The 10800-nt window shown below is 60.6% G+C and carries 11 protein-coding genes; 3 read left to right on the top strand and 8 right to left on the bottom strand.

The window, feature by feature from the left end:
- Nucleotides 1–50: 50 nt before the first annotated feature.
- From pgsA to D7D26_RS05090, 8 genes are all read right to left on the bottom strand, one after another.
- The gene (gene pgsA / locus D7D26_RS05125) at nucleotides 51–623 is read right to left on the bottom strand and encodes a CDP-diacylglycerol--glycerol-3-phosphate 3-phosphatidyltransferase (protein ID WP_078017034.1); all 573 of its coding nucleotides are present in this window, start codon (nucleotides 621–623) and stop codon (nucleotides 51–53) included.
- Nucleotides 624–738: 115 nt separating this feature from the next.
- Nucleotides 739–1248, bottom strand: coding sequence for a transcriptional regulator NrdR (nrdR, locus tag D7D26_RS05120; protein ID WP_078017035.1), 510 nt, complete (start codon nucleotides 1246–1248; stop codon nucleotides 739–741).
- Between the two features lie 106 nt (nucleotides 1249–1354).
- The gene (locus D7D26_RS05115) at nucleotides 1355–1810 is read right to left on the bottom strand and encodes a GatB/YqeY domain-containing protein (protein ID WP_078017036.1); all 456 of its coding nucleotides are present in this window, start codon (nucleotides 1808–1810) and stop codon (nucleotides 1355–1357) included.
- Between the two features lie 6 nt (nucleotides 1811–1816).
- Complete coding sequence (gene rpsU / locus D7D26_RS05110) at nucleotides 1817–1996, bottom strand: 30S ribosomal protein S21 (RefSeq protein ID WP_009165205.1); 180 nt, start codon at nucleotides 1994–1996, stop codon at nucleotides 1817–1819.
- A gap of 38 nt (nucleotides 1997–2034) precedes the next feature.
- Complete coding sequence (locus D7D26_RS05105) at nucleotides 2035–2370, bottom strand: histidine triad nucleotide-binding protein (RefSeq protein ID WP_120372302.1); 336 nt, start codon at nucleotides 2368–2370, stop codon at nucleotides 2035–2037.
- Between the two features lie 85 nt (nucleotides 2371–2455).
- Nucleotides 2456–3766: a MiaB/RimO family radical SAM methylthiotransferase gene (locus D7D26_RS05100; protein ID WP_120372301.1), complete on the bottom strand. Its 1311-nt coding sequence runs from the start codon at nucleotides 3764–3766 to the stop codon at nucleotides 2456–2458.
- Complete coding sequence (locus D7D26_RS05095) at nucleotides 3747–4616, bottom strand: 50S ribosomal protein L11 methyltransferase (protein ID WP_120372300.1); 870 nt, start codon at nucleotides 4614–4616, stop codon at nucleotides 3747–3749. Before D7D26_RS05095 ends, D7D26_RS05100 begins: the two co-directional genes overlap by 20 nt.
- Nucleotides 4617–4706: 90 nt before the next feature.
- Nucleotides 4707–5078, bottom strand: a complete 372-nt coding sequence (locus tag D7D26_RS05090) for a helix-turn-helix domain-containing protein (RefSeq protein WP_158606277.1) — start codon at nucleotides 5076–5078, stop codon at nucleotides 4707–4709.
- Nucleotides 5079–5380: 302 nt separating this feature from the next.
- On the opposite strand from D7D26_RS05090, the gene D7D26_RS05085 reads away from it, so the two are divergent.
- The 3 genes from D7D26_RS05085 (at nucleotide 5381) to D7D26_RS05075 (ending at nucleotide 10792) form a co-directional block, all read left to right on the top strand.
- A complete protein-coding gene (locus D7D26_RS05085; RefSeq protein ID WP_199674699.1) occupies nucleotides 5381–6355 on the top strand; it encodes a helix-turn-helix transcriptional regulator in 975 nt (324 codons plus the stop codon).
- Between the two features lie 97 nt (nucleotides 6356–6452).
- Complete coding sequence (locus D7D26_RS05080) at nucleotides 6453–9206, top strand: GTPase domain-containing protein (protein ID WP_120372297.1); 2754 nt, start codon at nucleotides 6453–6455, stop codon at nucleotides 9204–9206.
- Nucleotides 9200–10792 carry a hypothetical protein gene (locus D7D26_RS05075; protein WP_233543469.1) on the top strand — a complete coding sequence of 531 codons (1593 nt, stop codon included), beginning with the start codon at nucleotides 9200–9202 and terminating at the stop codon, nucleotides 10790–10792. Before D7D26_RS05080 ends, D7D26_RS05075 begins: the two co-directional genes overlap by 7 nt.
- The last annotated feature ends 8 nt before the right edge of the window (nucleotides 10793–10800 follow it).

The following is a 10800-nucleotide window of genomic DNA, read 5'->3' as shown; positions in this document are numbered from 1 at the left end:
GAATATATTTTTTCACAAAGGCCGCACGGGCGGCCCTGGCATTTACGAAATCAATCAGCGTCGGTGATCAGTTCCCAGCCGTTGGCCACGTAGACCACGCCCGACCAGACGGTGAGCACGATGCTGAAATACATCACATAGATCGCATAGGGAATCCTGAAGATCATCATCACGATGGCGACGATCTGAGAAACGGTCTTCAACTTGCCGAGCCGGGACGCGGCGATGACCTGCCCCTCGGCGGCGGCCACCATGCGCAGGCCGCTGACCATGAAATCGCGGGCGACGATGACCATCACCATCCAGCCGCTGAGGCGGTGCAGCTCCAGCAGCGCGATCAGGGCGGCCATGACCAGCACCTTGTCGCTGAGCGGGTCGATGAATTTGCCGAGATTGGTGATCAGCCCCTTCTTGCGCGCGATGTAGCCGTCGACGGTATCGGTCAGCGCCGCAATAATAAAGACCAGACCGGCCAGCAGGTCGCTGTAGGTCAGGTCAAGGCCGTAAGCGCTGAGAAAAGGAATGCCCCGGCCGATGCGCGTGTACAGCAGCAGAACCATCACGAACGGAGCCAAAAAAATGCGCGACAGGCTCAAGAGATTGGGAACGTTCAGAGAACGCATAGCAGGACTCTCTCTCCTTTTCGCCGCAGGAAAAGCCGCGGCGATGTTTTTGTCGGTGTAACCGGTTTATTATCTCACATAAAGACCGATCTGTGCGCATCGAGCATGGAAGATTTCACTTCTTCGGGGCGTTCTTCTCCTCTTTCTTTTCGCCGGCTGCTTCCGGCTGCCCGGCGCGGGAGACCAGTTTGGCGATTTCCCGCTGAAAGCTGGAAAGGTCGGTGAACTCGCGATACACCGAAGCGAAGCGCACGTAAGCCACTTTGTTGATCTCGGCCAGCTCTTTCATGACCAGTTCGCCGATCGCCATGCTGGAAACTTCGTCGCCGCTTTCGCGCAGGCGCGCTTCGATGCGGGCGGCCACGTCCTCGATGGTGTCGAGGGAAACGGGAAGGCGCTCGCAGGCGCGGCTGATGCCGCGGACCAGCTTGCTGCGGTCGAAGGCCTCGCGGCGCCCGTCTTTCTTGGAGATCCACAGCACTTTTCGCTCTTCCACGCGCTCGTAGGTCGTGAAGCGGAACCCGCAGGCCGTGCACTCGCGGCGGCGGCGGATCGTGCGTCCCTCTTCGGCGGTGCGCGTTTCCATCACGCGAGTCTCCATGGAACCACACTGAGGGCATCTCATCGATTCTGACAACTCCTTTCCTTCGATCAATCGATCAAGAACGAGTATCAATGCCTTCAAAAAAAACGGATCCGGAGGAAAACTCCAGACCCGTTTCACGCAATACTCAACCTTGCAGGACGCGCATCACAACGTCCTTGACAAGCGCGCCGTCAGCCTGGCCTTTCAGCCGGGGCATGACAGCCTTCATCACTCTGCCCATGTCCTTGGGCGCAGCAGCGCCGATCTCGGCGGCCGTTTCGCGCACGAGCGTCTCCACTTCTTCGGCGCTGAGCTGGGCGGGAAGGTAGGCGTCAAGAACTTCGATCTCGGCGAGCTCGCTCTCGGCGCGGTCGCCCGCGCCCGCCGCCTTGTACTGCTCCGCCGCTTCCCGGCGCTGCTTCACCAGACGGCCGACGAGGGAAATCACGTCGTCGTCGGTCAGTTCGTAGCTGACGCCCTTGTCGGCCTGAAACTTCTGAAGCTCGGCCTTGAGCATGCGGAACACGGAAAGCTCGAGCTCCCGGTGCTCTTTCATGGCCGTCTTCAGATCGGCGGAAACCCGATCGGTCAAAGTGCTCACGGCTGCTTACCCCCTGACTTTTCTGCGAGAGAGTTCCTGGCGCTTGCGCTTTCTCGCCTCGCTGGGTTTCTCGTAGTGTTCTTTCTTCCGGGCCTCGCGAAGGACTCCCGCTTTGGAGACGTCTCTCTTAAAACGACGAAGGACGTCTTCGATCGATTCGTTGTCTTTTCTAACGACTGTCGTCAAAACAATTCCCTCCTTTCTGCTCCACCTGCATCAAACTTTTAACCCGGGGGCCATTGGAGCCCTCGCCCCGCTAGTAAATGGATATGAAGGTGGGGGACTGTCTGACCAGCAGATTCGCCGCAGTTGACGACGAGCCGGTATCCGCCGGACACGCCGAGCTTCGCCGCCGTCGCCTTGACGGCCGGCATCAGCCGGCTCCAGAGGGCGGGATCCTGCACCTCGTCGGCAGAACCGACATGCTCCTTCGGCACGATCAGCACGTGAACGGGCGCCTGCGGCCTGATGTCGCGAAAAGCCAGGGCATTCTCGTCCTCGTACACAGTCTCCGCGGGAAGCCGCTTCTGCACGATCGCGCAAAATGGACAGGATTCCATCGTCGTCACCTCGCATAGCGATTATTTTATCACTCTTGAACTGCTTCCGACAATAGGCAATTATCGACAGCCGGTCTTTTTCTTCCTAACGGCCCCAAAGAACCCCGTTTTTGCTCGATATCACCGTCATTTTCCGCAGTTCGTCATAAATACTTTCCCTCTCGGGACGGAATTCAAAATAGCCGCGCGTATATCCCTGCGCATGGCCGCGCTGTCTCCCTTCGAAAAGCACTTCCACTGCGCGCCCGATCCAGCGCCGCGCCTCCGCGGCCAAACATTCCCGCCCCGCTTTTTTCAGGCGTTCGGCGCGGGCGAGCGCGATCTCCGCCGGGATCTGTCCGGGCATGGCCGCCGCCGGCGTGCCGGGGCGCGGCGAATAACGGAAGCCGTGCACGCGGCCGACGCGCGCCGCCTCAAGCAGCGCCAGCGTGTTTTCGAAGGCCGTCTCGCTCTCGCCGGGGAACGCGCACATCACGTCGGTGGAGATGTGCAGGTCGCTTCCCAGCGCCGCGCGAAGACGCTCGACCAGCTTCAGATAATCCGCGGCCGTGTGCCCGCGCCCCATGCGGCGCAGGATCTCGTCGTCGCCGGACTGCACGGGCAGATGAAGATGGCGGCAGAACCGCGGCGACTGCGCCAGCGCCTCGAGCAGATCGTCGCCGATGGAAAACGGCTCCAGAGAACCGAAACGCAGGCGCTTTATTCCCTCGATTTTGTCAAGTTCGCGGATCAGGGCCGCAAAGGATTCGCCGCTGTCGCGGCCGAAAAGCCCCAGATGCACGCCCGTCAGGATCAGCTCGAACTGCCCGGCCGCCGCGCAGCGGCGCGCCTCGGCAAGAATGTCGGCTGCGGGCCGACTGACCGAGGGACCGCGCAGAACGGGGACGATACAGTACGTGCAGCGGTGGTCGCAGCCGTCCTGCACCTTCACGAACGCGCGCCCGAAATAGGGGGAGCGTTCCAGTTCCAGCGCGTCCCATTTCCGCCCCATCTCGCCCCGCACGGCTTCAAAGGGGCGCTTATGCCCCGCCAGCCATTGCGCGACGCGGCCGGGCAGTTCGCTCTTGAGGCGGTTGCCGATCAGCAGATCGACGCCCATCGCCGCGGCTTTTTTCTCGCCGACGCCCTGCGCCCAGCAGCCGCACACGGCGACGCAGACGTTTTTTCCTGCGCGGCGGCAGCGGTTGATCAGCTGGCGGCTCTTGCGGTCGGCCGCGGCCGTCACCGAACAGGTCACGATCACGGCCGCGTCGTAGGGCGGCTCGTCCACGATCAGCGCGCCGCGGCGCTGAAACGCCGAGGCCAGCGCTTCCGCCTCGGCGAGGTTCGTGCGGCAACCCAGCGCCTGAACGGTGACGCGACGCCCCCGCAGCGGCTCAGAGCCTGGCGACGGCAAGACCGCACCAGTCGTCCAGCCGCACTTCGTCGACGAGGCGCAAGCCGTTTTCCGCAAGCTTTTCCTTGAACTTCTCGCCCTCTTCGACGACCAGCCCCGAGAAGATCGCCCGCCCGCCGGGGTTGAGCGCGCCCGCCACGTCGGGCAGCATGGCCAGGTTCGGCTCGTAAAGGATGTTGGCCAGCAGCAGGTCGACTTTATGTTCAAAGCCCTTGAGCAGATCGCCGACGGCGATGTCGAGTTTCTCCTCGGCGATGCCGTTCAGTTCCAGCGTGTTGCGCACCGCCTCGCGCACGACGGACGGATCGAGGTCGCGGGCGTAGGCGCGCTCCGCTCCCATCTTCAGCGCCGCGATGGAAAGGATCGCCGTGCCGCAGCCGATGTCGGCCACCACGTCGCCCGGCTTCAGCCAGCGCTCCATCAGCGTCAGCACCGCCTGCGTGCTCTGATGGTAGCCCGTGCCGAACGCCGAGCCGGGATAGATGAAGATGGGCAGACGGCCGGGATCTTCCTTGCCGGCGTGCCACGGCGCCATGACGACCAGCTTCTCGCCCACGTTCAGCGGCGGGAAGGCATCCATCCACTCCGTGTTCCAGGCGCGGTTCTCCACCCGCCCCATGTCCTTGATCTCGATCTCGCGCCACGGTTCCAGGTACGGCTGCAGCATCTTCAGCCATTCGCCCAGATCCTGATTGGCGCGGTAATAAACCTGCAGGTCGACGGCGTCGCCCTCGTTCGTCACCGTCGAGCCGATGCAGCCCGTGCTCTCCGCCGCCGAGCTGAGCACGTCTTCCAGCCCCGCCGGCCCGCGCAGCGTGATGTACCACCAGAAGTTGTCGTTGCGTTCCATTCTCCCGCCTCCTGCCCTGAAAAAACGGTTCGGAAATATTATAGCAGATTTGCCTTACGGGAAAAATTCGCGGCAAACTTCCGATCGCTTCTATTCGGCTGATTTGCCGCTCCCGGAGACGGCCCTGCGCAGCCGCGCGATCTCCATCTGATCGTCCAGACACGCCTGGACTCTTTTTCGCTGTTCGTCGTTCAGATCAGGCATGCTTTCCAACAATTGGATCAAGGATTTTTCTATTTCTCCCGAGCCATGGGGCGGCAGTCTCGTTTCGGCAGACAGCCCCAACGCGCCGAGCAGTTCCGCGCTGGGGATCTCGAGCGTCTGGACCAGCTGGATCAACAGTTCCACGGAAGGCATGGCCAGCCCCCGTTCGATCCGGCTGATATGCGTCTGAACGATGTTTACCATCTCGCTCAACTCGGCCTGCGAAAGATCTTTCTCTTTGCGGAAACGCCGAATCATCTCGCCTATCATAGGATTCTCACTCCTATCTCGCTTTCGAATATGCCTTTAAGAATTATTAAAGAGAGATGGAGTTTCAACAAATGCCTTAAAAGTCTTTTTTCAGTGGCCTTTTCAAAAATAATGCTTTATAATCGTTAAAGCGTTTACAACAAAAAAATAGACCCATAAAAAATGTTTAAATATCGATTCGCTTCGTGAAAAAAATTTCTTCTGCGATCTTTTCACTTCGACTGTAAATGACAAATACTGTCATCGCAATTCAGTATGATATGCGAAAAGAGCCCGGAAAAGGAGAGGACATGGGAAAAGCGGCAGGCAGGAACAAGATCCAGCGCGTCTTGAACCTTTACAATCGCCTGATGGAAGGCGACACGCTCGACAAAGGCGAGGAGGCGCTGCGTTTCCACGTCACTATGCGGAGCATCCAGCGCGACATCGACGACGTCAGAGCGTACCTATCCGACGCGGCGGCGGACGGGAACGTCCGGAACGACGTTATTTACGACCGCCGCGAAAAGGGATACCGACTCGAGCGGATCGAGCGCATCAAGCTGAGCAACAGCGAAGTCCTCGCCATCTGCAAGATCCTTTTGGACAGCCGCGCCTTCACGAAGCGCGAGATGCTCGCCGCGCTCCGGAAGCTGATCGGCTGTTCCGTCCCGAAGAAACATCAGAAACTGATCACCGACCTGATCAAAAACGAAGCGTTCCATTACGTCGAACCCCACCATCGCACCGTCTTTATCGATAAGCTCTGGCTGATCGCCCAGGCCATCCGCGAAAAACATTACATCGAAATCGAGTACCGCCGCCTCAAAGACCGGTCGCTGGTCAGGCGCAAGCTGCGCCCCGCGGCCGTGATGTTCTCGGAGTACTACTTCTACGTGGCCGCCTTTATCGACGACAAGGAAACGCGCCGGACCTTCGACGTGCCGGGCGACGCCTTCCCCACCATCTACCGCGCCGACCGCATCGCCAGCCTGAAAGTGCTGGACGAGACCTTTTCCGCGCCCTACGAAGACCGCTTCGAAGAGGGGGAGTTCCGCAAGCGGATCCAGTTCATGTTCGGCGGCGCGCTCCAAAAAGTCACCTTCATCTACAAAGGATTGAACGTCGAAGCTGTCCTCGACCGCCTGCCGACGGCCAGGATCCTCGCCGAAGAAAACGGCGCCTACACCATTTCCGCCGAAGTCTTCGGCAAAGGCATCGACTACTGGCTGCGCAGCCAGGGGGAGGAGGTGGAAATAATCAAAGAAACGGCCAGAAACGGATAGGATTTCCCGGCAAAAAAACGCAGCCGTCGCGTTCCGACCGGCTGCAAACGTTTCGTATGTGTTCATGGTCACGAAAATACCGTCAGGAGGAAGAAGCATGGAGAAGAGACCGTACAAGCTGGCGATCATGGGAGCGTCAGGAGTTGGCAAAACCGTTTTTCTGGGGTCGTATTTTTACGCGAACGAAAGAGGCATGGGTAAAAAATACCACATAGCGCCCCTGAACGAAAAACTCACGGCCGCCCCGGGACAAACAGAACCGCCTGACGAACGAGAGTTGAACTCCGTCCAGGTCGTCAACGAACTGATCGACATCTTGTTTAAGGGGACTCAGATCGGCACGCATAAAAGAGTGGACATGAGCATGACCGTCGGCGACAGGATGAAAGTCCGCCTCTTCGACCTGCCCGGCGGCTTCACCGTGGACAGCACGCGGTGGGAAGACCAGAAAATCAGGGAAGACCTGGAGATGGCCGACGGCGTGATCTTCTTCATCCCCGCCTGGGATACGCTGCATAACTATGCGGAGTGCCGCAAGACAAGCACGCCCTTTGACACGGCCATTTCGCAGTACATCAGGAACGAAAAAGCCGGCGCCAAGGAGAAAAAAGCCGACATCCCCATCTATTTCCTGTTCACGAAAGCGGACAAACTTCAGGGCGCCGACAAAGACGTCACCGCAGAGCAGCTCCTGGATCTGTGGAGCGGCCTCAAATCCGCCAGCCAGACGGGCAGCCAGCGGTCTTTTTTCAAAAAAGGCCAGTTCGACAAAACCTTCCTGGTGACGTCGCTCGGCACGTGGCTGGACGACCGCACGCCGCCCAAAGAAGAAGAATATCAGCCGATCAATGTCGTAGAATCGATGGAATCCCTGTTCGACGATATGGCCCGGGCGCGCCGCCTCCGCGACAGAAACTCCCTTCTGAAAAAAGCCTCCATCTTCGCAGCCGCCGCGCTGGGGATCTTTGCCCTGGCCGCGGGAACATTGTATTCCGTCCAGAAGTCACGATGGAACGGCGCCGAAAGAGCCGCGCAGCTCGCAGCGGCCCGGCAGAATTACCCCGAGGCCATCAAAGCGCTGGACGATTTCCGCGCCCACGGCGCGCCGCTGGGCCTTCCCCTGCCCTCCTTCATGTCCCCCGGAAAGGACGCCGGCGCGCAGATCGAGAAGCTGCGCCGCGATTACGAGGCCGACAGCTACAAGGGACTGGCCGGTTATCTGCAGATCGCCGACGCAGCCGAGCTGCCCGACTCCCGCAGCGACTCGTTCAAGCAGGGGTCTCAGGCTGTGAAAGACTATCTGACGAACGACGCTTTCGCAGCCATGGCGCCGGAGCATTACGCGGCCGTGAAGAAAGCGGAGCGGTATTACGCCGCCGGCGCCATGATGGGCGGTACGGTCAAAACCCTTGACGACATCGAGGGCATCCTGCGCCAGATCGACCTGGTCCCTGACTGGCGCGAGCCGCTGCTGAACCGCATCCCCGCGGGAGCGGCCGCCTGGATCGCCGCGGTAGACCAGGACGCCGCCGCCAAAGAAGCCGAAGCCTCGGGATCGGGGCTTCAGGAATACGACAGGGCGGCTTCCCAGCTCCGCGCGCTGATGAGTTCGCCCCACATGAACGATCAGCTCAGAGAAGCGCTGAACGCTCAGCTCGGCGCTCTCGAGAAATCGAGGAGCTCTCAGGCGGATAAATTGATCTCCGCCAAAATCGCCGCGGCGGGCAGCATGGAAAACCCCGAAGAGGCCCTCCGCGGGCTCGAAGAGCTGAAAGCCTCCGTAACCCTGTCCGAAGCTCAGATAAAGCGCCTCCAGGACGCGGCGGACAGGCAGTATGAAGCGCTGGTCGACCGCTGGCTCAGCGACAAAACCGCTGCGGAAACGCTGCGCGGCTATCTGCGGCAGTACCCCGACATGCCGAGGAGCGCAAAGAGCCGCGTTGACAGCTACTTGCAGCGTATGGGCTATATCCGGAGCGAAGATCTGCGCCAGAGCATTCTTTTCGCCGACTACATGTCTACCCTCATGGAGAAGGCCAAAGAGGTCAATGAACTGCATACGGCCAGCGCTCAGGAGCTGCACGGAGCCGTCGCCCAGCGCTTCCAGGAGCTATTAAGCGGGAACGCCGATTTTGCCGGCAAGAAGATTGCGGACAGCCTTGCCAAGAACGACTTTTCCAAGGCTAAGGAACACATTGAGGGTTTTTCCGCGCAAAAAAAGAGAGATCTCGCAAACTTTTCACGCTCCTGCGACACCAGCGCCGCGGAAAACAGCGTGGCCGGCTGGGAGGAAGGCTGGACGTCCAAAGTCCTCACCGAAAATTACCGCTTTCTGCGCGATCGATTCCGCGAGTATAAAGACACCTGCGAACCCTCGGATCTGGATTCTTTTTCAAAAGATCTCAAAGCCTTCACGGACCGTTGGCCCGGGGCGCCGCAAAAGGACGAGGTTCAGCAGGTCATCGACTACATCAGCGCCATCGCAAAGGGCGCCGACGCCAGATTAACCGTTGTAAAGGCCAAGCTCGAGAGCGGGCGGAACTGGACGTTCGGAAGCGACCTTCAGCTAAACCTGAAGGTCGGAGGTAAAACATATCCCACCGATTTCCATCGTTTCAGAAACGAGCCTGAGTACAATGAAACTTTTAACATCAGGTGGTCCGCTGGCACGGAGTCCTGTGATATAGACCTCATCAATAAGGGCACACTTTCGAAGAATGACGAGCTTCTTATGACAATTACTGTTCCCTGCGGGGGCATCGCCGGCTGGAGAAAACTGGACGGCTCCCACACCCAAAGCTACGCCACAGTCTGGCTCAAAGTCGAAGGCATTCCCGACTGTCCGTGGTAAAAAGGGGAGCGCTGTTCGCCATGGAAAAGCTGAAGTACTTTGTGTTCAACTCCGGCGAGGCCAACGAGGCGGGGCAGGACTGGAACGTCAACTCCGCCTCGCCGGGGTTCCCCCTGGCAGGCGCGGCGGCCCCGCCGACAGACCGTTCCCACGCCGGACTTGTGCGGCTGGACAACGCCTATGCGTCGCAGCTGGCACGCTTCGGCCTTGACCGCCCGCTGCTGCCCCGCCGGATTCCCGACGCGTGGGCGGAGGACGATTACTGGCCCGCCCCCGGTCGGTACGGCTACGCGCTGATGCCCTGGGGCCCCGAGTTCTGCCTGGCCGGCATTTACACCGGCGGGCGCGATCACCGCGGACGGCGCAACATCAGTCTGCTCATGGCCGCCGTTCCCGGCGAAATCCGGCAGAAGACGACGCCGCAGGAATTTTTCAGCGGCATCCGGCGTGGCAATGACGTCGACGGGATTCTCACAATCCGCGCTACGGAAGAGCAGAAGAAAAACATCGTTCGCCCCGACTGGCTCGAACTGCCCCCGGCCCCCGCCCCCCTGAGCGGCGCCGCTCCAGATCGGCTGGGCGGCTGGCCCGACAGCGAAACGCTGAAGATCCTTGTCAACGGCCGCCTCAGGACGCTGACCGCCGTTCCCGACGCGGAAATCCGGCCGGCCGCGCCGGAGCCGGAACGGCACAGCCCTCCGCGGCCGCGCCGCCCGAAACTTCTGGCCGCCGGGCTTGCCCTCTGCGCCGCCCTCGGCGGCTGGGCATGGTTCAGCGGCGGCAGTCCCGAACCTCTTCCCCGGGATCCCGTACCGGCCAATCTTCAAACCGCGCCGACAGGCGCCGCCCCTGAGAACACCGATTCTTTCTCGGCACTGATCCGCCGCGCCGCCGAGACGGGCTGCCAGGATCAGTACGCTTCCTGCACCGTCTACGCGGCGCAGCTGAAGGGCGACGTCATAACAGTCATCCGTCCCCCCCTCTGGGCCCCCGCCTCCGGGCAGACGGAACTGAAGGACACGTTCACAGCGGAACGAGGCAGCGTCTTCGCCGTCAGCGCAGACAAGCTCCGCGGTCTGCTGAAAGCCCTTTTCGCGGGCGACGACGTCGAATACGTCCGCGCGGATTCCCCGGAAATTTTCAACCGCAACTGGGATCGCAATCTGGCGGAGCTCAAAAAAAGCCTTGCGGTACCCGCCGATCCTCCGTCCCCTGTCTCTTCGCCCGACCGCGAGGCCGTCAGGACGGCTCTTCTGGATTCGGCAAAAACGCTGCCCGAAGGCAGCTGTCTGGCCTTTGCGTCCGGCCGCTCCGACGGTATCACCGTCATCCGTCTGGTCAGCCTCTCCGACGGCTCGCTGATCGGCCGGCGCAGCTGCGCCGCCGACGGGTATATTGCCGTCGCTCCGAAAGAAATGGAACGCTGGATCGGCCGTCTGGAAGGGAAATACCTCTCCCCTCCCTGCGTGAGCGACGGCGACAACGGGCACAAAATCATCCGCTCGAAGAAAGAACTGACGTGGACCCCAGAAACATGGAAACACAGCGTCGAATCCTTTATGGAAGAACTCATTGAACAATTATGAAAGGAGAG

It is taken from the genome of Pyramidobacter sp. CG50-2, assembly GCF_003612005.1.
In the GTDB taxonomy this organism is placed as follows: domain Bacteria; phylum Synergistota; class Synergistia; order Synergistales; family Dethiosulfovibrionaceae; genus Pyramidobacter.
Note: the sequence above shows the minus strand (reverse complement) of the source record. Positions and strands in the feature narration are given on the sequence as shown.

What these genes read in the sequence shown, in the direction of transcription:
- D7D26_RS05095 (WP_120372300.1), bottom strand. Translation starts at nt 4,616, where the DNA reads ATGGAACGCAACGACAACTTCTGGTGGTACATCACGCTGCGCGGGCCG.
- D7D26_RS05085 (WP_199674699.1), top strand. Translation starts at nt 5,381, where the DNA reads ATGGGAAAAGCGGCAGGCAGGAACAAGATCCAGCGCGTCTTGAACCTT.
- D7D26_RS05090 (WP_158606277.1), bottom strand. Translation starts at nt 5,078, where the DNA reads ATGATTCGGCGTTTCCGCAAAGAGAAAGATCTTTCGCAGGCCGAGTTG.
- pgsA (WP_078017034.1), bottom strand. Translation starts at nt 623, where the DNA reads ATGCGTTCTCTGAACGTTCCCAATCTCTTGAGCCTGTCGCGCATTTTT.
- D7D26_RS05080 (WP_120372297.1), top strand. Translation starts at nt 6,453, where the DNA reads ATGGAGAAGAGACCGTACAAGCTGGCGATCATGGGAGCGTCAGGAGTT.
- D7D26_RS05105 (WP_120372302.1), bottom strand. Translation starts at nt 2,370, where the DNA reads ATGGAATCCTGTCCATTTTGCGCGATCGTGCAGAAGCGGCTTCCCGCG.
- nrdR (WP_078017035.1), bottom strand. Translation starts at nt 1,248, where the DNA reads ATGAGATGCCCTCAGTGTGGTTCCATGGAGACTCGCGTGATGGAAACG.